This is a genomic window from Streptomyces sp. NPDC029014 (assembly GCF_055564695.1).
Genome location: NZ_JBVHVT010000003.1, coordinates 155,026 through 172,901, shown reverse-complemented (window position 1 = coordinate 172,901; position 17,876 = coordinate 155,026). Strand labels below are relative to the sequence as shown.

Below are 17,876 nucleotides of genomic sequence, written 5' to 3'. Positions count from 1 at the left end.
GCGGTCCTCCAACGCACGGTGGGCGAGCCCGCCCCCGCCCCGAAGCCCGGCGCCGGGGGGGGGGGGGGGCGGGGGGGGGGGGCGGGGGGGGGGGGGGGGGGGGGGGGGGGGGGTTTCCCCCCCCACCCCCGTCGTGCCGGCCGCCCGGGCCTGGGTGCGTCCCGTTTCCGCGTCCGGATCATGGACAAGGCCTCCTGGACCGGCGGATGACCCCGTAGGCTGGCCGGGCAGCTGGTTCGCCCCGTCCGCCAGGCGGGATGCGTCGCAAGAGGGAACCCGGTGGGAATCCGGGACTGCCCCGCAGCGGTGAGCGGGAACGACCGCCGTCATACGCACTGGGTCCGCAGGGACCTGGGAAGCGACGGCCAGTAGGTGTCCGCCGGGTGGATCGCCCGGCCGGCGCGCCCGCGAGTCCGAAGACCTGCCCGTTGCCCGCACGCGGACGGTTCCGCGCGCGGACATCCCGGTGACCTCGAGGGCGGGTCGGCGTACACACCAGGCGGACGTGCCGCGCCGTTGAGCCGCGCGGGGCCGATCCGTCCGGTCCGTCACCCCTTCGCGCCTGCGTCGCTCCCCGGGATCTCAGGGATCCATCTCGCGAAGGAGATCTCCGTGACCACGAATTCCGCAACCGCGGCAGCACGGGCCACCGTGTACGGCTACCCCCGCCAGGGCCGCGACCGGCAGCTGAAGAAGGCCGTCGAGGGCTACTGGAAGGGCCGCGTCACCGCCGAAGCCCTCCGGACGACCGCCGCCGAACTGCGCCGGGCGAACTGGCAGCAGCTCGCCGACGCCGGCATCGACGAAGTCCCCACGGGCGACTTCTCCCTGTACGATCACGTCCTCGACACCACCGTCATGGTCGGTGCGGTCCCCGAGCGGCACCGCTCCGCCGTCGCGAACGACGCCCTGGACGGCTACTTCGCCATGGCCCGCGGCACCGCGGACGCGGCCCCGCTGGAGATGACCAAGTGGTTCGACACCAACTACCACTACCTGGTGCCGGAACTGGGCCCGGCCACGGTGTTCACCGCGGACTCCGCCCGGCAGGTAGCCGAGTTCGGGGAGGCCGCGGACCTCGGCCTGACGGCCCGTCCCGTCCTGGTGGGCCCGGTCACCTACCTCCTCCTCGCCAAGCCCGCCCCCGGCGTCGCCGAGGACTTCCGGCCGCTGAGCCTGCTCGACCGGCTGCTGCCCGTCTACGCGGAGGTCCTCGCCGACCTGCGGGCGGCCGGGGCCGAATGGGTCCAGCTGGACGAGCCCGCGCTCGTGCAGGACCGCACCCCGGACGAGCTGGCGGCCGCCTCCCGCGCCTACCACGCCCTCGGCGGGCTCACCGACCGGCCGAAGCTCCTCGCCGCCTCGTACTTCGACCGCCTAGGCGAGGCCCTGCCCGTCCTGGCCAGGACACCCGTCGACGGACTCGCGCTCGACTTCACCGGCCCCGCCGCCGCCAACCTCGACGACCTGGCCGCCGCCGGCGGGCTGCCCGGCAGGCGCCTCGTCGCCGGTGTCGTCGACGGGCGCAACATCTGGGTCAACGACCTGGAGAAATCCCTCGCCACCCTCGGCACCCTGCTCGGGCTCGCCGACCGCGTCGACGTCTCCGCCTCCTGCTCCCTGCTGCACGTCCCGCTCGACGCCGCCGCCGAGAACGACATCGACCCGCAGATCCGCCGGTGGCTCGCCTTCGCCCGCCAGAAGAACGCCGAGGTCGCCACCCTCGCCCGCGGTCTCGGCAGGGGCACGCAGGCCATCAGGGCCGAGCTGGCCGCCAACCGCGCCGACCTCGCCTCCCGCGCCGCCTCGCCGCTCACCCACGACACCGCGGTGCGCGCCCGTACCGCGGCCGTCACGGACGACGACGCCCGCCGCCCCCAGCCGTACGCCGAGCGGGCCGCGGCCCAGCGGGCCCACCTCGCCCTGCCGCTGCTGCCGACCACCACCATCGGCTCGTTCCCCCAGACCGCGGAGCTGCGCACCGCCCGCGCCGACCTGAGGGCGGGCCGCATCGGCACCGCCGCCTACGAGCAGCGCATCGAGGCCGAGATCCGCGAGGTGGTCGCGTACCAGGAGAAGGCCGGACTCGACGTCCTCGTACACGGCGAGGCCGAACGCAACGACATGGTGCAGTACTTCGCCGAGCAGCTGGACGGCTACCTCGCCACCCGGCACGGCTGGGTCCAGTCGTACGGCACCCGCTACGTGCGCCCGCCCGTCCTGGCCGGTGACATCTCCCGCCGCGAGCCGATGACCGTCCGCTGGACGACGTACGCCCAGTCGCTCACCGGCCGCCCGGTCAAGGGCATGCTCACCGGGCCGGTCACCATGCTGGCCTGGTCCTTCGTCCGTGACGACCAGCCGCTCGCGGAGACCGCACGGCAGGTCGCCCTGGCGTTGCGCGACGAGGTGAACGACCTGGAGGCGGCCGGGACCTCCGTCATCCAGGTCGACGAGCCCGCGCTGCGCGAGACCCTGCCGCTGCGGGCGGCCGACCGCGCCGCGTACCTGGAGTGGGCGACCGGGGCGTTCCGGCTCACCACGGGCGGGGTCCGCCCGGACACCCAGGTCCACACCCACATGTGCTACGCGGAGTTCGGCGACGTCGTCCGGGCCATCGACGACCTCGACGCGGACGTCATCAGCCTGGAGGCGGCCCGCTCGCACATGCAGGTAGCGCGGGAACTCGCCGCCCACGGCTACCCCCGCGAGGCCGGCCCCGGGGTGTGGGACATCCACTCGCCCCGCGTGCCGAGCACGGACGAGGCGACCGCCCTGCTGCGCAAGGGACTCGAAGCCATTCCGGCGGAGCGGCTGTGGGTCAACCCGGACTGCGGCCTGAAGACCCGCGGCTGGCCCGAGACCCGCGCCTCGCTGGAGCACCTGGTCGCGGCCGCGCGCACCGTCCGCGCGGAGCTGGGCGCCTCCTGACGGCCCCGGTCCGGGAGGGCGCCGCCGCGCGCCCTCCCGGACCGGCGGCGGGTCAGCGCCAGATCGTCTGTACGTTGTCGAACTGCACCCAGGTGATGGGGTTTGCGGTGTTGCCGCCGAAGACGGTGACGGCGCCGGCGGAGTTGATGTCGAGGCGGCAGGCGTTGATGCCCTGGCTGTTGTTGCGGGCCGCGGTGGCGCGCACGTACCAGGCCGGGCGGGCGAAGTCGGCGGGCAGCGTGCCGATCCGGGTGTCTGCGCTGAAGGTGCCGGTGATCTGGCCGCGGGCCTGGAGGAAGGTCGTGCCGGCGATGGTGATCAGGCGCACCTGCGGGGTGGCCCCGGGGGCCGGGGTGGCGCCGGCCTCCAGGACGAGGTCGGTCCACTCGCCGGCCTCGATCCCGCCGGCGGCGGGGGCGGCGGCAGCGGGGGCGGCGGCCGCCGTGGCCACGGTGAGGGCGGCGGGCACGGCGAGGGCGGCGGCGAGGATGCTGCGGCGGTTCTGGGACATGGAAGGACTCCTGGTGGAAGCGTTTCGGATGCCGGTTCGGCACCGCAGAGGGCGTGAGGGGGAGGCGGGCCGGCGAGGATGCGCCAGCACCGGCGCTAGCGCCAGACGGCGCTGAAGCTGTCGAGCTGCACCCAGGTGATGGCGTTGGTCGAACGCCCGCCGAACAGGCGCAGTTCGCGATCGGTGCCCGCCTCGACGCGGGCCGCGTTGTAGCCGCCGCTGTTGTTCCGGGGCACGGTGGCACGGACGGTCGTGCTCGGCGTCAGGGAGTCCGGGAGGTAGCCGATGACCGAGTCCGCGCCGAAGGTGCCCTTGACGCCGCCGCTGAGCTGGAGGCTGGTGGTGCCGCCGATGCTGACGAGGCGGCCACGGGGGGCGTTCTGGTCGACGGCCGCGCCGGCGGCGAGGGTGATCGGCTGCCAGTCGGTGAGCACCTTGACGCCGTCGGTCTCGGGGGCTCCGGACAGCGTCACGATGGTGCAGGTGCGCGGGCCCGGGTCCTCGCAGGCGAAGCCGAAGTGCAGGTGCGGGACGCCGCCGCGGACGACGACCGCCATGCCCTCGGGCTCGCGGTACTCCAGTCCCGGCGCGGCCGTGATGAACTGCCGGTCCAGGACGGCGCCGGTGGCCCAGTCGACGGCGGTGACGTACGTGTTGCCGGGGCGGGCGTTCTCCGTGCCGTACGCCTCGCCCTGGAGCGTGTACAGGACGCCGTCGTGGGAGGTGTAGCCCTGGAAGGTGGCGGCAGGGAGGTCGGGGGTGATCCGCTGGACCGGCTCCCACACGCCGGCCGTGGCCTTGGCGAGGTCGTAGCGCGCCCAGTGCGTGCCGCCCAGGCTGTAGCGCAGCACGAGTTCGTTGCTGCTGCGGTCGATGGTGGGCGTGATGAAGCGGGCCGCCCGGTCCGGGGTGTACGGGGTGGTGTGGCGGGAGGTGCCGGACGTGACGACGTCGCCGTCGGCGTACCGGAAACTGGTGACGGCGGTCCCGTAGCCCTCGTTCTTCGAGTTGGGCGTGGACGCGATCTCGGTCCACAGCCATATCTCCCCGCCGCGGTTCTCCACACCGAGGTTGACGCCGTGCCCGAAGCCGCGCAGGTACATGTGGCCGGTGATCCGGCCGGTCTCGGTGAGACGGGTCAGGCACAGGTCGCCGCGGGACTTGCGGGCCGGGTAGTCGACGACGGCCGGCTCGTCGTCCAACCGCAAGCCGCCGTCCATGACCTGGAGGACGAAGACGTCGCCGGACACCGGGTCGAAGCCGAACGACTGCATGACGGTGGAGTTCTTCAGCGGGCGGCGGTGGAGCAGTTTGCCCACGGGGCCCGCGATGTCGATCCGTCCTGCGATGCTGGCACTCAAGGACACTGCTCCTCAACGGACTTGGGGGGCCTGGCCCCCGTGATCGGAAACCGTGTCAGTGTGCCAAGGCGTCTGCTCCGCGGCGGGTAGGTCGCCCGGCGTGGCGTGCGCCATGTGAGGGATCTCGCACCCGGGCGTCGACGCGCTCCCCGCACGCGGCGACGGCACGCGAAAAGCGGGTTCCCGGCTGCCTCGTCGGCAGTCGGGAACCCGCTCGGTCCGCGGGGGCATCGGGACGGTCTGCCCCGCGGAGGCCCGGCTCGACCCGCGTCAGCGGGCGGCGAGGAGGGTGAGGGTGTCGATCACGCGGTTCGAGAAGCCCCACTCGTTGTCGTACCAGGCGACCACCTTCACGTGGCGGCCGTCGACGCGGGTGAGGGCCGAGTCGAAGATCGACGAGGCGGGGTTGCCGACGATGTCGGACGACACCAGCGCGTCCTCCGAGTACTCGAGCACGCCGGCCAGCGGACCTTCCGCCGCGGCCTTGTAGGCCGCCAGCACGTCCTCGCGCGTCACGTCGCGGGAGACGGTCGTGTTGAGCTCGACGATCGAGCCGACCGGAACCGGAACGCGGATCGAGTCGCCGTTCAGCTTGCCGTCGAGCTGCGGCAGCACGAGGCCGATCGCCTTGGCGGCGCCGGTCGTGGTCGGGACGATGTTGACGGCGGCGGCGCGGGCGCGGCGGGGGTCGCGGTGCGGACCGTCCTGCAGGGCCTGCTCCTGCGTGTAGGCGTGCACCGTCGTCATGAAGCCGTGCTCGATGCCGGCGAGCTCGTCGAGGACGGCGGCCAGCGGCGCGAGGGCGTTGGTCGTGCACGAGGCGTTGGAGACGATCGTGTGCTCGGCCGGGTCGTACGCGTCGGTGTTCACGCCGTACGCGAGCGTCACGTCCGCGCCGTCCGACGGGGCGCTGACGAGCACCTTCTTCGCGCCCGCCTTGATGTGGGCGCGGGCGGCCTCGGCGGACGTGAAGCGGCCGGTCGACTCGAGGACGATCTCCACGCCCAGCTCGGCCCAGGGCAGCTGCTCCGGCTCGCGCTCGGCGAGGACCGTGATGCGGTGGCCGTCCACGACGAGGGTGTTCCCGTCGACGGTCACCGGGCGGCCCAGGCGGCCGGACGTCGAGTCGAACGCCAGCAGCCGCGCGAGCGTGGTGGGCTCGGAGAGGTCGTTGATGGCGACGACCTCGAGGTCGCTGTTGCGTTCGAGAAGCGCGCGGAGCACGTTGCGTCCGATGCGGCCGAATCCGTTGATGGCGATGCGAGTCATGAGCGGTGTCCCTTCTGTTCGCCATCAGATTCGCTTCCTTGATCCTCCGACGACAGTGGCGGGATCGCCACGGTTCAAAAGGATCTCGCCACACCGCGGGGGCGGACTACTCGCCCCGGGTGAAGGTGCGGCGGTACTCGGTCGGGGTGGTGCCGAGGATGCGCTGGAAGTGCAGCCGGAGGTTCGCGCCGGTTCCGAGGCCGACGTCGGCGGCGATCTGCTCGACGCTCCGCTCCGAGCGTTCGAGCAGCTCACGGGCCCTGTCGACCCGGGCGCGCATGATCCACTGCATGGGCGTGTACCCGGTGTCGTCGGCGAAGCGCCGGGAGAACGTGCGGGACGACACCGCCGCGTGCTCGGCGAGCGCCTCCAGGGTCAGGGGCTCGGCGAGCCGGCGCAGGGCCCACTCGCGGGTGGCGGCGAACCGCTCCCCGAGGGGCTCGGGCACGCTGCGGGGCAGGTACTGCGCCTGGCCGCCGCTGCGGTAGGGGGCCGCGACCAGGCGGCGGGCGGCGTGGTTCGAGGCGGCCACGCCGAGGTCGGCGCGCAGGATGTGCAGGCACAGGTCGATGCCCGAGGCGGCGCCCGCGGACGTCAGCACTCTGCCCTCGTCGACGAACAGGACGTTCTCGTCGAGCCGGACGAGCGGGTGTTTGGCGGCGAGCGCGCGTGCGTAGTGCCAGTGGGTCGTGGCGCGCTTGCCGTCGAGCAGGCCGGTGGCGGCGAGCGCGAACGCGCCGGTCGAGATGGCGGCGAGCCGGGCGCCCCGCGCATGGGCGGCGATCAGGGCGTCGATGACGTCCTGTGGAGGGTCCTCCCGGTCCGGGAACCGGTAGCCGGGCACGAAGACGATGTCGGCCCATGCGAGCGCGTCGAGCCCGTGGTTCACGTGGTACGAGAGACCGTCACCGCCGGTGACGAGCCCGGGGGCGGCGCCGCACACCCGCACCTCGTACGGCATGCTCGCCCGGGTGGTGAAGACCTGGGCGGGGATGCCGACGTCGAGCGGCTTCGCACCCTCCAGGACCAGGACGGCGACGCGGTGCAGGCGGGGCTTGGACACGCCATAGAGGGTACGCGGAAGTCCGACATTCAAGCACATGTGCGACACGGTCGGCGGTGGCGCCGCGTACCCGACCGACGATCACCGGTTGAGCCACCAGATCGCCCCGTTGAGCACGGACGCGTACGCCACCCACAGCAGGTAGGGCAGCAGCAGGTGGGCAGCGGGCCGGTACAGGCGGGCGAAGGCCGCGACGGTGAAACCGATCGACACCAGCAGCAGACAGATCTCGACCAGCGCCGCACCGTACTGCCCGGCCGCGAAGAACAGCGGCGTCCAGGCCAGGTTGAGCAGCAGCTGCACCGCCCACAGCGTGAGGGCGGGACGGCGGTCGCGGCCGTCCGCGCGGCCGTGTCGGACGACGAGCCAGGCCGCGACGGCGATCGACGCGTAGAGCACGGTCCACACCGGCCCGAAGAGCCACGCCGGCGGTGCCCAGCCGGGACGCCGCAACCCGAGGTAGACGTCGCCGGCGTCGGCCGCCGCCAGGGCTCCGACTGCGGCGACGCCGTAGGTCAGGGCGAGGAGGGCCAGCAGCAGCGGGAGCGGCCGGGCGAGCCGGGCGCGGAGCGCCGCGGCGGTCACGGCGCAGCCGCCGGGTGTGCGGGTGGGGCAGCCCACCGGCGCGGGCGCGTCCCGGAGGGTCGTCTCATGCGGCTCACCGGCTTCGGACGGGGCGGGGCGCCCGGTCCGGACGCCCCCACCCGGTACTTCACTCCCCTGCGCGCCGGCGGATGCGCCGGTTCGAGGACGGCACCGTCACTGGTTCCTGCGGAGCTCGTCGAGCCTCTCGGCGAAGGCCTTCGTCTCCGCGATCAACCGGGCGCGCGCCTCGGCGCGGCTCTTGTCGCCCTGCTTCCTGAACGCCTCGCGGAAGTGCGGCTGGAGCTGGGTCCACCAGCCGTGGTCCAGCATCGCCCACGCCTGCGGGCACAGCGGGGCGCGGGACTTCGGCAGGTAGCCGGCACCGACCAGCGCCCCGTCGAACCTCTTCGGGTCGCTGCCGTCGAGGTAGCAGAGGAAGTTGAAGACCCGCTGCTGGGTGACGGGGTGGTCGCTCGAGAGCCCTTCGAGCGTAAGCTCGCCCTCCTTGCGGGCGAGCGCGTCGAAGACGAGCGCGGCCGCCAGCGAGGGTTCCGGCCCGGCCTCGTTGACGGTGTGGAACGAGGCGAACCCGTCGGCGGCGTCCTCCTCGAGACCGAGGTTCGGGAGCTGGAGCTGGCGCTGGAGGGCATGGCCCATCTCGTGGCCGAAGACGAACCGGGTCGACAGTGCGGTCAGGTCGTCGACGTTGTACTCGTCCTCGGGGAACAGGGCCGGACGCTTGACGGTCTTGACGACGTCGCCGGCGATGTCCCGGAGCTGGGTCAGGAACACCGGCGGGATGTAGATCGTTCTGCCGTCGGGCTGGGTGACGGCGTCCGTGACCCCCGGCGGGACCTTGTCGGTGACCTTCACGACGAGGTCGTGCGGGAGGGCGACCGAGGTGTTCACCCAGTCCGCGAGTTGTTCGAGCGCGCGGGACTTCCGGAGGGCGTCCACCGCCGGGCGGTCCTGCGGCTTGATCGCACCGTCCTCGTAGACGATCGTGACCTTGCCGCTGCCGTCGCCTTCGTCCTTGCCCGTGCCGTCGCTGCCGGTCCACGAGACGACCGCGAGGCCGACGGCGAGCAGCGCCCCCGCCGCAGCCGCCCGCGCGGCGGTCGACCGCCCACCACTGCTCAGCACCCCGGCCGGCTCCTTTCCAGGGCTCGCACCCGACACGCGGATTATGATCGACCACCGACACGCCCGCAATGACCGCTTTGCGGCGTTTTGCCGCGGGGGTCCAGCTCGGTGCCCGGAGCGGTGGACGAGTGGTGGTGGCAGCTCCACCCGGCCTCGGCTCCGCCCAGGTGGAAGCGCGGTGCCAGCGCCCCTGGTGCTCCGGGCACAGCGGCCGAGGCTCGTCCTGCGGCCACGGCAGCGGTCCACCCGACGAACCGTCCCGCCTCGGCGGACGGCCGGCGCGGGGGTGGAGCCGTACCGTCAGCCGCCGCAGCGGGGCGACCTCGGGAAGCTCTCGACGTCCACGGGGCGGGGAGGCGCGTGACGGGTCATGGGCGGCAGGCTACGCACCGGTGCCGCCGGCCCGGTCGGGGGTGCGGCCGGAGTCCAGGGCCGCGACGGTGAAGCAGACGGCGGCCCCGAAGCCGAGGAGGAACGCGGCCGGGTTGACGTAGCCGGGGACGGAGGTCGCGTAGTCGCCGACGTCGTCGGCCTCGCACACGAAGCGCAGGGGCAGGTACTCCACCCGGTAGCCGGCGATCCCCTCCGCCCGGTACTCCCAGCCCGGGGTGCGGCAGGGCAGGAGGGGGACCGAGTTCGTCCCGCCGTCCTCCGCCGACATGACCGCGCCGGTGACATGCAGCAGCCCCCAGGCGTACACGGCCACCGCGACCGCCGCCTGGGCGTGGCCGGCGATCCGTAACCAGGCCCCGCCGTCGGCACGGCGCAGCCCACCCGCCCGGGCCAGGGCACCGACGGCGCGGGCCGCGAAGACGAACGGAAAGATCAGCGCGGCCGGGACCAGGAGCAACAGGAAGTACGCCATCGGCCGACTCCAGCAGCACACCGGCCCCGACCGCTGTGCCGGAACCCACAGCTCCTGCAACAACTTCGTAACTGCCTGCTGCCCGCCGCCCGCCGCCCGCCGCCCGCCCAGCTCCGTACGCTCTTGCGCGTGAAGATCAACTACGAGTGGCGGGGCGAGGTCGACAACGCCGCGCTCGACGCACTCCACGCCGACGGCTTCGACCACCCGGTCACCCGGACCGACTGGCGGGAACGGCTGGAGCGCCACAGTCTCGGCTGGGTCTGCGCGTGGGAAGGCGGGGCTCTGATCGGTTTCGTCAACGTCGTCTGGGACGGAGGCGTCCACGCCTTTCTACTGGACACGGTGGTCGCCCGGCACCGCCGCTCCGGTGGAGTGGGCGCCGCGCTCGTCACGACCGCGGCCCGTGAGACCCGCGCTGCGGGCTGTGAGTGGCTGCACGTCGACTTCGAGGAGCACCTGCGCCCGTTCTACCTCGACGCGTGCGGGTTCACGGTGACCGCGGCCGGCCTGATGGCCCTGTAAAACTGCGCGCTCGGCGTTTGAACCCTGGCGGACGGCGCAGACGGAACGGCACAGGGTCGTTGCGCGGTGATGAGAGCCATCGCCTGGCGACCGGGCAGGAGGCAGTCGTGAAGGACCGCCGGGGGCGGCGGGGACACGGGCGGACGAAGCGCCGGGCGCTCGTCCGCCGAGTGCCGCGAAACGCCCTGCGCCCGATCGGCGTCCGGCTGACGGTGTGGGCCCTGCGCCTGTCGCTCTGGGGCCTGCGCCGGGCGCTGCGGCACCGGGTGCGTTCCGTGCTGCCTACTCGCAGGAAAGCCCGCTGAGGAGGCATGGGTGGCTCCCCACGGGGCAGCGGCTGTGAAGGGGGTCGGAGGTGATTCAGGAATGGCAACCGGCAAGAAGGCCCAGAACATCGGCAAGAACATGAAGGGCAAGGTCAAGGAAACCACCGGCAAAGCAGTCGGCAACGAGAGCATGGAAATGAAGGGGAAGGCCGAGCAGACCGCTGCCAACGCCAAGCAGGCCGGGCAGAAGGCCAAGGACGCGGCCAAGGGCACGCTGACCTGACCTCTGCGCGAAGCACGAACCGGGGCCGCCGTCCACCGTGGACGGCGGCTCCGTTTTGCCTTGCTGGACCGCACCCGCGCAAGCGTGTGCGGCGTCAGTGGCTCCTGCGCCGACGGCGGGCACGCGGTTCGGCCCGGTCCGCTTCTTCCTCCTCCGCTTCCTCTTCCTCTCCGTCCCCCTCGTCTTCGTCCGTCTCGTCTTCGGCCGCTCCCTCGTCTTCGGCTGCTCCTTCGTCTTCGTCCGTCTCGTCTTCGGCTGCTCCTTCGTCTTCGTCTGCTTCCTCCTCCGCTTCTTCGTCCTCCTCGCCTTCCTGGTCGTCGTCCTCCTCGTCCGGCGGGGCCTCTTCGTCCTCGTACTCCTCCGGCTCGTCCTGCGCGGACTCCTCCTCTTCCACGGCCTCTTCGTGGCTGCGGACCACCTCGCCGTCGCGTATCTCACCCCGCCAGCCGTCGGGCTCCTCGCTCGCGAGGGTCACGTGGCGCACGAAGTGCTTGAGGTCGAGGCGCAGGCGGCGGCCCTGGGCCCGCCAGATGTTGCCCGTCTTCTCGAACAGCCCGGAGGGGTAGTACTCGACGACCACGACCACGCGGGTGAGGGAGGGGGCGAGCTCGTGGAAGCTGACGCAGCCGCGGGTCGTGCCCTTGGCGCCATCGGAGCTCCATACGATCCGTTCGTCGGGGACCTGCTCCTGGACGGTCGCCTTCCAGCTACGGGTGGAGGGACCGACCTTGACCTTCCAGTCGGAGGAGGTGTCGTCGCCCTGGGAGACGCTGCGCACACCCTTGGCGAAACTGCTGAAGTCCTCGTACCGCGTCCACTGGTCGTACGCGGTGCGCAGCGGGACTCCGACGTCGACGGTCTCCATGATGTGGGTGGGCTTGGACCCGCTCTTGCGGGACTTTCCCTTGCCGGTCAGTCCACTGCCGATGTCCTTGACCTTCTCCTTCAGGCCCTCGAAGGTGCTGCCCGCGACGGCCTTGAGGGGCGAGTCGCCCTTGAGGAGCCGGCCGCCGATGTCGGCGAGGGAACCTCCGTTGTCGGCCACGTCGTAGAGCTGGTCGGTGAGGTCGCCGAGCTTGTCGGACGCCTTGTCGGCCAGTTGGTCGGCCTGCGCCGAGAGATAGCCTCCGATTTCCTCGACCAGGTGGTCCATGGGGGACCGCGAGCTGTCGGACGTACGTTCGCTGTGTGTCGTGGCCATGGCGCTACCTCCGCGTCGACGGCTTGCGCGCCGTCGCCTTCTTCGCTGACGTCGAGGACTTCCTCGCGCTGCTGCTCCGGGCGGGCTGGCGCGCCGCGGTCTTCTTGGCCGCGGCCTTCTTGGCGGGCGGCCTGGCGGACGCGGACTTCTTGGGCCCGGCGCGGCCCGGTGACGAGCCGGCCTTCTTGGCCGGGGCCTTCCTGGCCTGCGTGCTCCGGGTGGAGGAGGTGGTGGTCTTCCTCTGCTCTGCGGCCTTCTTCGCAGGTGCGGCCTTCTTCGCAGGTGCGGCCTTCTTCACAGGTGCGGCCTTCTTCGCGGGCGCGGCCTTCTTCGCGGGCGCGGCCGATTTCTTCGCCGGTCCCGCCGACTTCTTCGCCGCTGTGCCCTTCCGTGCCGGGGCGGCCTTCTTTGCCGGGGTCGCCGACTTCCTACCCGCCGTCTTCCGGGCCGGGGCGCTCTTCTCCTTCGCCGGTGCGCGGCGGGAAGCGGGCTTCTCGGACGCCGGGCTGCGCTCGCGGCCCGTGGAGGTGCGCGCGGGCGCGGAGGTGCGTGCGCTGCTGCGACGGGCCGGCTTGCGGGGGCTCTCCTCCTCGGGCTCCTCCTCGGGCTCGGGCTCCTCCTCGGCCTCGGGCTCCTCCTCGGCTTCGGGCTCTTCTTCGGCCCCTTCCTCAGGCTCTTCCTCGGGTTCTTCCTCCGGTTCCTCCTCTTCCTCGTCGTACGGTCCCTCGTCCTCCTCGTCGTAGGGCTGCTCCTCCTCTTCCTCGTCCTCGTACGCCTCGTCCTCGTAAGGCTCCTCTTCGTACTCCTCGTCCTCGTCCTCGTCCTCGGCGCGCGCCTCCTCCGGCTCCTCGCGCTCACGGGTGAGTTCGAGGGTGCGCTGGTGGAGGGTGTCGGCCAGACCCGAGAGCTGGCGGTTGGCAGCAGTGGCGAGGGCCGCGCGGCCCGCCTGCAGGGCTTCACCGCGGAGCTGCTCTCCGAGTTCGGCGACCTGCGGCAGCTCTCCGAGCTTGCGCAGCCCCTGGGTCATGAGCTGACCCGGCTCGAGGCCGAACCTGCGGCCGGCGAGGTAGGTCGCCAACGACAGGGCCATGCGGCCCTTCTTCGCTCTGCCCAGTACGTAACCACCGACTATGGCGGCTCCCAGGGCGATCTTGGTCGTGTCCTCCATCGACTTGGTCCCTTCCGCGTGGCTTCAAGGAGCGGCTGCTCACCCTGGCGCCAGATATTCGGCTTTATGTGAAGAAAGTTCCACATGCGAGGTGTGGTGTGGCCGCGTGGGGGGAGGCGTTGTAGATCCATGGAGATCTGGTTCGCGAGGGAGCACATGACCACGTCTGAACCGGCCCGCCGGCGGCGCCGCACCTCCGGGGACGAAGACGCCGAACGGCCCGCCGCCAGGCCCGCGCGCAAGACGGCCGCCACGCGCAAGCGCGGAGTGCCCGGCGCTGCGGCAGCACTGCGGGCTGCCGCGGAGCAGCTCTCGGAACTGCTCGGTCGGCGGCCCGAGTCGGTCTCGTCCCTGAAGCCCACGGACGAGGGCTGGGAAGCGGTGGTGGAGGTGGTCGAGCTCGAACGCATCCCGGACACCACCAGCGTCATGGGTAGCTACCGGGTCGAGCTGGACGACCAGGGCGAGCTGATCTCGTACGAACGTACCCGGAGGTACAGCCGGGGCATGATCGACCGGCCGCGCGGCTGACGCCGCCACCGGCCCGGAAGGGAAGCACCATGACGGTGATGCCGCAAGGGGCGAGCGGAGGCCTCAGCCGCAGCGGCGGTGGAACGAGCAGCCTCTACGACGTCCTGGAACTCATTCTCGACCGTGGGCTGGTCATCGACGCCTTCGTGCGCGTCTCCGTGGTCGGCATCGAACTCATCAAGATCGACGCGCGGATCGTGGTCGCGAGTGTCGACACCTACCTCCGCTTCGCCGAAGCCTGCAACCGGCTCGACCTCGAAGCGGGCCGCAGCGCACCCGCCCAGCTGCCGGAGATGATGGACAAGATGATCGAGGGCGGGAGCAAGGGCAAGGCCAAGGGTGCGCTCAGCGGCGCGCTGGAGGGCCTGACGCAGTCCCTGTCCGGCAAGGGCGAGGACGAAGAGGCGGAAGACGAGGACGAGGAGGAGCGCGAGGCGGAGGAACCCGAACTGGAAGAAGCGCCTCCTCGGCGCCGGCGGCCGGTCCGGCGGTCGGCGCGGCACGAGAGGGAGTGAACCGTGGCCGTCTACGTATACGCCGTCACCTTGGACGGACATCCGTGCCGGATCGACGGAGTGTCCGGCGTCGGTGCGCAGGCCGCGCCCGTCCGGGTCGTCCCGGCGGACGGGCTGCGCGCCGTGGTCAGCGACATCGACGAGGAAGTCCGCCCCAAACGGCGCGATGTCGCAGCCCACCAGACCGTCCAGAACCGCCTCTTGGCCGACGGAACCCCGCTCCCGCTGCAGTTCGGCTACACCGCGCCCGACGACGACGCCGTCCGCCAGGCGCTGCGGGAGCAGGGCGGCATGTACCGCGCGGCATTGGAGCGCGTACAGGGTTGCGCCGAGTACAACGTGAAGGCGTCCCGGGAGCAGGACCACTTGTTGCGGGAGATCCTGGACGCTTCGCCCGAGGCGCGCAGGCTCAACGAGGAGATCCTCGCCGGGTCCCAGGACCCGCGCCTGCCCCTGGAACTGGGGCGCCTGATCGCCGAGGAGGTCGACCTGCGGAATGCGGCCGCGGCGTCGGACCTGGTCCGGGCGCTGGTGCCGCTCGGCAGGGAGCACGCCCTGCACACCCCGGGCGGTGAGGACTTCCTCAACCTGTCCCTGCTCGTGCCTTTCGGCGACGAAACGGCCCTGGTGAGGGCTCACGCCGAGCTCACCCAGAACGACGACAGCGGCCTGGCGATCCGGCTGACGGGGCCACTGCCCCCGTACAGCTTCGTGCCGTAGGGCCGCGGCCCGGACCGAGGAAGGAGCATCCGCGATGGGCCTGCTGGAGAAACTGATCACCTCGCCCCTGCTGCCGGTACGGGCCGTGCTCTGGGCGGCGCAGCGGGTGGCGGACAAGGCCGAAGCCGAGTACTACGATCCGGCGCCCGTCTGGGCGCAGCTCGCCGAGCTGGAGCGGCAGCTCACCGCCGGAGAGATCGACGAGGAGACCTTCGAACGCGAGGAGGACCTGCTGATCGACCGACTCGCCGAAATCGACAGGTACCGCAGCGGCGAGCCGTGACGGGACCGGAGCAGACGACTGGGAGGCGAGATACGTGACGAACCCCCTGGACCGCAGATTCGGCTCGGGTCCCGCGATGGCGGGCTACCCTCCGAGCTCTGCCAGCAGCCTGGCCGACATCCTGGAGCGCGTGCTGGACAAGGGCATCGTCATCGCCGGCGACATCCGCATCAACCTGCTCGACATCGAGCTCCTCACCATCAAACTGCGGATCCTGATCGCCTCGGTGGACAAGGCCAAGGAGATGGGCATCGACTGGTGGGAGCACGACGCGTCGCTCTCGTCCGGTCACCGCGACGGCGAGTCGCTGGCCGACGAGAACCGGCGCCTGCGCGCCGAGCTCGCGCAGGCACGCCGCGAGGGACTCACCGATGCCGGACCGCTGCCCGACGTCCTGGGAGTCGGGCAGGAGGAACACTCCTCCCGGGCCCGCGGTACGCCGGAGCGGAGGGCCGAGCCGTGACCGCCCCCACCGCCCCCACCGCCCCCGCCCTCACCTACGTGTACGCCGTCACGGCCGCCGCGCCCGGTCTCGGCGAGTCCCTCGGGGGCCTGGCCGGGGTGGCGGGCAGCCACGTCGCGCTGCTCGGGCCCCCCGCCGGGGAAACGGCGCCCGTCGCCTTCGTCGTCAGCGACGTCCCGCGCTCCGAGTGGACCGAAGAGGTGCTCAGGGAGCGCTTCGAGGACCTGCGCTGGCTGGAGGACACCGCGCGCGCCCACCACCGCGTGATCGAGGCCCTCGCGGCGCGCACCACCGTCCTGCCCCTGCGGCTGGCCACCCTCTACGAGGACCGGGCCCGGGCGCTGCAGGCGCTGGAGGAGCAGGGCCAGGACTTCGCCGGCCAGCTGGTCCGGCTCAGCGCCCACACCGAGTACGGCGTCAAGGTCTACGTACGTCCCTCCCCGCCCGCCGTCACCACCGCCCCCGCGGGCCCTGCGACGCCCGAACCCGTGGCCGGACCCGCCCCGGCCGGTGCCGGCAAGGCCTACCTCCGGGCCCGCCGCGCCCAGCACGAGGCCCGCGAAGGCCACTACCGGCAGGCGCAACTGGCTGCCGACCGCATCGCCGGCATCGCCCTGCGGTGCGCGGCCCAGCAGGTGCGCCATTCCCCGCAGGCCGGCCCCCTCGCCGCCCCGGCGGACGGGGAGAACGTCCTCAACGACGCCTTCCTCGTCCCCGACGACCGGGCCGAGGCCTTCCGGACGGCGGTCCGCGGCGCGGCCGAGGACCTTCCCGGAATCCGCCTGGAGGTGACCGGCCCCTGGGCGCCGTACTCCTTCGCCGCCGCACCGCCGGCTCCGCCCGCGCCATGAACCACCACGCCCGCGAGGAGCGCCTCGACCGCGTCGACGGGCGCGACCGCGCCGACCGTCGTGACCTCGCCCTGCCCGGCCGGCAGGTCGCGCTCGTCGACCTCCTCGACCGGCTGCTGGCCGGAGGCGTCGTCATCACCGGCGACATCGTCCTGTCCATCGCGGACATCGACCTGGTCAGGATCTCCCTGCGCGCTCTGATCAGCTCCGTGAGCACGGCCGACGCGCCCCGGCCGGCACCGGAACGGCGGACAGCACCATGAGCCATGAGACGCCCGACCGGCCGCAGCCCGCCGCCCCGGCCCCCGTCCCCTCCCCCGGCCCCGCCCCCGCCCCCGATCTGCGGGCGGTCGGGGGCGCCATGGCCGATGCCGTGCGGGTGCTGCCGGCGTCTCCGGCCGATGCCCCGCCTTCGGGGCCCTCCCGCGGCCACCGCATCCGCACCGGACCCGAGACGGTCGAGGAGGACCTCGTCAGGCTCGTCCTGACCGTGGTCGAACTCCTCCGGCAGCTCATCGAACGGCAGGCGATCCGCCGCGTCGAAGCCGGTGGCCTCAGTGACGCGCAGGAGGAGGAGCTCGGGGCCACGCTCCTCGCCCTCCACGACCGCATGACGGAGCTGTGCGCCCGGCACGGCTGCACCCTCGACGACCTGAACCTGGACCTGGGCCCGCTCGGCCCCCTGCTCGCGCCGCCCGAACCCTGAGGGTGTTCCCCCCGGGCCGGGGTAGGCGCACGGTGATGAGAAAGGGGCGGACATGAGCACCAGCGAGAAGATCAAGGCCAAGGCCGAGCAGGTGATCGGAAAGGCCGTGAGGAAGGCGGCGCACGCCGTGGGGAACAGGACCACGGAGGCCAAGGGAACCGCGTTGGAGGCCCGCGGCAAGGCCCGGCAGACGAAGGAGGCGGGAAAGGACGTGTTCCGGCACTGAGCGGTGGGGGCTCCCCCGAACGGGGGCGGTCCGCGCGTCCCCCGCGCGTCGCTCGGCCGGGCGGCGGCGGGGAGGGGGCAGGGTCGGGTGCATGGTGCGGAAGCGTGTGATCGTGTCGGGCAGGGTCCAGGGGGTGTTCTTCCGCGACAGCTGCCGGAGCGCCGCCTTGGAGCAGGGGGTGGCCGGCTGGGTGCGCAACCTGCCCGGCGGGGAGGTGGAGGCGCTGTTCGAGGGGGACGAGGAAGCCGTCGCCCGGATGGTCCGGTGGATGCACGCCGGGCCGCCGGCGGCCGCGGTCCTCAACGTGGAGGTGTACGAGGAGCCGGCGTCCGGCCCGGGGGCGGCCGCCGAAGGGTTCGCGGTGAGCCCCACACCGCCCGGGCGTTCGTGACGGCAGGTCATCGTGTCGA

General features: G+C 72.6%; 23 protein-coding genes and 1 riboswitch. Of the genes, 14 read left to right on the top strand and 9 right to left on the bottom strand.

Going from position 1 to position 17,876, the window contains the following annotated elements:
* Window positions 1-215: 215 nt before the first annotated feature.
* Window positions 216-443, top strand: a riboswitch (cobalamin riboswitch).
* Between the two features lie 169 nt (window positions 444-612).
* Window positions 613-2,931, top strand: a complete 2,319-nt coding sequence (gene metE, locus ACZ4VL_RS03305; protein WP_468195164.1) for a 5-methyltetrahydropteroyltriglutamate--homocysteine S-methyltransferase — start codon at window positions 613-615, stop codon at window positions 2,929-2,931.
* Between the two features lie 52 nt (window positions 2,932-2,983).
* Here metE and ACZ4VL_RS03300 read toward each other — a convergent pair whose 3' ends face one another.
* The 7 genes from ACZ4VL_RS03300 to ACZ4VL_RS03270 all read right to left on the bottom strand — a co-directional run bounded on the left by ACZ4VL_RS03300 (window position 2,984) and on the right by ACZ4VL_RS03270 (window position 9,728).
* Window positions 2,984-3,442, bottom strand: a complete 459-nt coding sequence (locus tag ACZ4VL_RS03300) for a hypothetical protein (RefSeq protein ID WP_468195162.1) — start codon at window positions 3,440-3,442, stop codon at window positions 2,984-2,986.
* A 95-nt stretch (window positions 3,443-3,537) separates the two neighbouring features.
* Window positions 3,538-4,803, bottom strand: a complete 1,266-nt coding sequence (locus ACZ4VL_RS03295; protein ID WP_468195160.1) for a phage baseplate protein — start codon at window positions 4,801-4,803, stop codon at window positions 3,538-3,540.
* Between the two features lie 270 nt (window positions 4,804-5,073).
* On the bottom strand, window positions 5,074-6,072 hold the full coding sequence (gap, locus tag ACZ4VL_RS03290; protein WP_468195158.1) for a type I glyceraldehyde-3-phosphate dehydrogenase: 999 nt from the start codon (window positions 6,070-6,072) through the stop codon (window positions 5,074-5,076).
* A gap of 106 nt (window positions 6,073-6,178) precedes the next feature.
* Window positions 6,179-7,135, bottom strand: coding sequence for a GlxA family transcriptional regulator (locus ACZ4VL_RS03285; RefSeq protein WP_468195156.1), 957 nt, complete (start codon window positions 7,133-7,135; stop codon window positions 6,179-6,181).
* Between the two features lie 81 nt (window positions 7,136-7,216).
* Window positions 7,217-7,720, bottom strand: a complete 504-nt coding sequence (locus tag ACZ4VL_RS03280) for a TspO/MBR family protein (RefSeq protein WP_468195153.1) — start codon at window positions 7,718-7,720, stop codon at window positions 7,217-7,219.
* A 174-nt stretch (window positions 7,721-7,894) separates the two neighbouring features.
* Window positions 7,895-8,863, bottom strand: coding sequence for a DUF4344 domain-containing metallopeptidase (locus tag ACZ4VL_RS03275; protein ID WP_468195150.1), 969 nt, complete (start codon window positions 8,861-8,863; stop codon window positions 7,895-7,897).
* Window positions 8,864-9,245: 382 nt separating this feature from the next.
* Entirely contained in the window at window positions 9,246-9,728 is a 483-nt protein-coding gene (locus tag ACZ4VL_RS03270) for a hypothetical protein (RefSeq protein WP_468195147.1), read from the bottom strand.
* 129 nt (window positions 9,729-9,857) lie between these two features.
* Here ACZ4VL_RS03270 and ACZ4VL_RS03265 point away from each other — a divergent pair, with 129 nt between their 5' ends.
* The 3 genes from ACZ4VL_RS03265 (at window position 9,858) to ACZ4VL_RS03255 (ending at window position 10,802) form a co-directional block, all read left to right on the top strand.
* Complete coding sequence (locus ACZ4VL_RS03265; RefSeq protein ID WP_468195144.1) at window positions 9,858-10,253, top strand: GNAT family N-acetyltransferase; 396 nt, start codon at window positions 9,858-9,860, stop codon at window positions 10,251-10,253.
* 107 nt (window positions 10,254-10,360) lie between these two features.
* On the top strand, window positions 10,361-10,558 hold the full coding sequence (locus ACZ4VL_RS03260; protein ID WP_468195142.1) for a hypothetical protein: 198 nt from the start codon (window positions 10,361-10,363) through the stop codon (window positions 10,556-10,558).
* A 61-nt stretch (window positions 10,559-10,619) separates the two neighbouring features.
* On the top strand, window positions 10,620-10,802 hold the full coding sequence (locus ACZ4VL_RS03255) for a CsbD family protein (protein ID WP_468195137.1): 183 nt from the start codon (window positions 10,620-10,622) through the stop codon (window positions 10,800-10,802).
* 94 nt (window positions 10,803-10,896) lie between these two features.
* On the opposite strand, the gene ACZ4VL_RS03250 is transcribed toward ACZ4VL_RS03255, so the two are convergent.
* A complete protein-coding gene (locus ACZ4VL_RS03250) occupies window positions 10,897-12,003 on the bottom strand; it encodes an SRPBCC family protein (RefSeq protein ID WP_468195135.1) in 1,107 nt (368 codons plus the stop codon).
* Window positions 12,004-12,007: 4 nt separating this feature from the next.
* Window positions 12,008-13,171: a histone protein gene (locus ACZ4VL_RS03245; RefSeq protein WP_468195133.1), complete on the bottom strand. Its 1,164-nt coding sequence runs from the start codon at window positions 13,169-13,171 to the stop codon at window positions 12,008-12,010.
* Window positions 13,172-13,327: 156 nt separating this feature from the next.
* Between ACZ4VL_RS03245 and ACZ4VL_RS03240 the strand changes: the two genes are divergently transcribed.
* The 10 genes from ACZ4VL_RS03240 (at window position 13,328) to ACZ4VL_RS03195 (ending at window position 17,857) form a co-directional block, all read left to right on the top strand.
* Complete coding sequence (locus ACZ4VL_RS03240; protein WP_468195130.1) at window positions 13,328-13,702, top strand: gas vesicle protein GvpO; 375 nt, start codon at window positions 13,328-13,330, stop codon at window positions 13,700-13,702.
* A gap of 29 nt (window positions 13,703-13,731) precedes the next feature.
* On the top strand, window positions 13,732-14,217 hold the full coding sequence (gvpJ, locus tag ACZ4VL_RS03235) for a gas vesicle protein GvpJ (protein ID WP_468195128.1): 486 nt from the start codon (window positions 13,732-13,734) through the stop codon (window positions 14,215-14,217).
* Between the two features lie 3 nt (window positions 14,218-14,220).
* Entirely contained in the window at window positions 14,221-14,937 is a 717-nt protein-coding gene (locus ACZ4VL_RS03230; protein WP_468195126.1) for a GvpL/GvpF family gas vesicle protein, read from the top strand.
* Between the two features lie 34 nt (window positions 14,938-14,971).
* Window positions 14,972-15,220 carry a gas vesicle protein GvpG gene (locus tag ACZ4VL_RS03225; RefSeq protein ID WP_468195123.1) on the top strand — a complete coding sequence of 83 codons (249 nt, stop codon included), beginning with the start codon at window positions 14,972-14,974 and terminating at the stop codon, window positions 15,218-15,220.
* A 76-nt stretch (window positions 15,221-15,296) separates the two neighbouring features.
* Window positions 15,297-15,683: a gas vesicle protein gene (locus tag ACZ4VL_RS03220; protein WP_468195121.1), complete on the top strand. Its 387-nt coding sequence runs from the start codon at window positions 15,297-15,299 to the stop codon at window positions 15,681-15,683.
* Window positions 15,680-16,534 carry a GvpL/GvpF family gas vesicle protein gene (locus tag ACZ4VL_RS03215; protein ID WP_468195119.1) on the top strand — a complete coding sequence of 285 codons (855 nt, stop codon included), beginning with the start codon at window positions 15,680-15,682 and terminating at the stop codon, window positions 16,532-16,534. The genes ACZ4VL_RS03220 and ACZ4VL_RS03215 overlap by 4 nt, the downstream gene beginning before the upstream one ends.
* Complete coding sequence (locus tag ACZ4VL_RS03210) at window positions 16,531-16,797, top strand: gas vesicle protein (RefSeq protein WP_468195116.1); 267 nt, start codon at window positions 16,531-16,533, stop codon at window positions 16,795-16,797. The genes ACZ4VL_RS03215 and ACZ4VL_RS03210 overlap by 4 nt, the downstream gene beginning before the upstream one ends.
* A complete protein-coding gene (locus ACZ4VL_RS03205) occupies window positions 16,794-17,240 on the top strand; it encodes a gas vesicle protein K (RefSeq protein ID WP_468195113.1) in 447 nt (148 codons plus the stop codon). Before ACZ4VL_RS03210 ends, ACZ4VL_RS03205 begins: the two co-directional genes overlap by 4 nt.
* A 52-nt stretch (window positions 17,241-17,292) precedes the next feature.
* Complete coding sequence (locus ACZ4VL_RS03200; RefSeq protein WP_468195110.1) at window positions 17,293-17,466, top strand: CsbD family protein; 174 nt, start codon at window positions 17,293-17,295, stop codon at window positions 17,464-17,466.
* A 91-nt stretch (window positions 17,467-17,557) separates the two neighbouring features.
* Complete coding sequence (locus ACZ4VL_RS03195) at window positions 17,558-17,857, top strand: acylphosphatase (protein WP_468195108.1); 300 nt, start codon at window positions 17,558-17,560, stop codon at window positions 17,855-17,857.
* The last annotated feature ends 19 nt before the right edge of the window (window positions 17,858-17,876 follow it).

Excerpts from the sequence above, each read along its gene's own strand:
- ACZ4VL_RS03195 (WP_468195108.1), top strand. The coding sequence starts at position 17,558 with ATGGTGCGGAAGCGTGTGATCGTGTCGGGCAGGGTCCAGGGGGTGTTC.
- ACZ4VL_RS03270 (WP_468195147.1), bottom strand. The coding sequence starts at position 9,728 with ATGGCGTACTTCCTGTTGCTCCTGGTCCCGGCCGCGCTGATCTTTCCG.
- ACZ4VL_RS03250 (WP_468195135.1), bottom strand. The coding sequence starts at position 12,003 with ATGGCCACGACACACAGCGAACGTACGTCCGACAGCTCGCGGTCCCCC.
- ACZ4VL_RS03225 (WP_468195123.1), top strand. The coding sequence starts at position 14,972 with ATGGGCCTGCTGGAGAAACTGATCACCTCGCCCCTGCTGCCGGTACGG.
- ACZ4VL_RS03245 (WP_468195133.1), bottom strand. The coding sequence starts at position 13,171 with ATGGAGGACACGACCAAGATCGCCCTGGGAGCCGCCATAGTCGGTGGT.
- ACZ4VL_RS03205 (WP_468195113.1), top strand. The coding sequence starts at position 16,794 with ATGAGCCATGAGACGCCCGACCGGCCGCAGCCCGCCGCCCCGGCCCCC.
- ACZ4VL_RS03255 (WP_468195137.1), top strand. The coding sequence starts at position 10,620 with ATGGCAACCGGCAAGAAGGCCCAGAACATCGGCAAGAACATGAAGGGC.
- ACZ4VL_RS03240 (WP_468195130.1), top strand. The coding sequence starts at position 13,328 with ATGACCACGTCTGAACCGGCCCGCCGGCGGCGCCGCACCTCCGGGGAC.
- ACZ4VL_RS03200 (WP_468195110.1), top strand. The coding sequence starts at position 17,293 with ATGAGCACCAGCGAGAAGATCAAGGCCAAGGCCGAGCAGGTGATCGGA.
- gvpJ (WP_468195128.1), top strand. The coding sequence starts at position 13,732 with ATGACGGTGATGCCGCAAGGGGCGAGCGGAGGCCTCAGCCGCAGCGGC.
- ACZ4VL_RS03300 (WP_468195162.1), bottom strand. The coding sequence starts at position 3,442 with ATGTCCCAGAACCGCCGCAGCATCCTCGCCGCCGCCCTCGCCGTGCCC.
- ACZ4VL_RS03210 (WP_468195116.1), top strand. The coding sequence starts at position 16,531 with ATGAACCACCACGCCCGCGAGGAGCGCCTCGACCGCGTCGACGGGCGC.
- gap (WP_468195158.1), bottom strand. The coding sequence starts at position 6,072 with ATGACTCGCATCGCCATCAACGGATTCGGCCGCATCGGACGCAACGTG.
- ACZ4VL_RS03220 (WP_468195121.1), top strand. The coding sequence starts at position 15,297 with ATGGCGGGCTACCCTCCGAGCTCTGCCAGCAGCCTGGCCGACATCCTG.